Raw genomic sequence first — 278 nt, 5'->3', positions numbered from 1 at the left:
AAGCGCGGCTGTAACCCCAATTCGGCAGAGCGCCGATCAAAAGCAGAATAAGGATAATAAGAAGTATCGTACTGAGCATGTTTTCTGTCCTTCAACTCACCGCGAGTTACGAATGGACAATAAACACGGTAGCCGGGTTTTTGTTCCCGGCTAAACTTATGGGCGTGCAATTTCAGGATGGAGTTTTCTTGATGGTGCCGGAACTTATATTCTACCGGACGGTATAAACGCGTCAGGCTCAAAAAGGTTCCGCTGTTCCGCAGAAAATTTTAACGAAA

1 protein-coding gene is annotated in these 278 nt (G+C 46.0%); it reads right to left on the bottom strand.

Annotated features, from left to right (window positions below):
• A partial coding sequence (locus SCA31_RS23130) for a DUF3309 family protein (protein ID WP_410699371.1) occupies positions 1 to 79 on the bottom strand: 79 nt, incomplete at its 3' end.
• Between the last annotated feature and the right edge of the window lie 199 nt (positions 80 to 278).

Source organism: Chryseobacterium sp. SIMBA_028 (genome assembly GCF_046535285.1).
In the GTDB taxonomy this organism is placed as follows: domain Bacteria; phylum Bacteroidota; class Bacteroidia; order Flavobacteriales; family Weeksellaceae; genus Chryseobacterium.
Note: the sequence above shows the minus strand (reverse complement) of the source record. Positions and strands in the feature narration are given on the sequence as shown.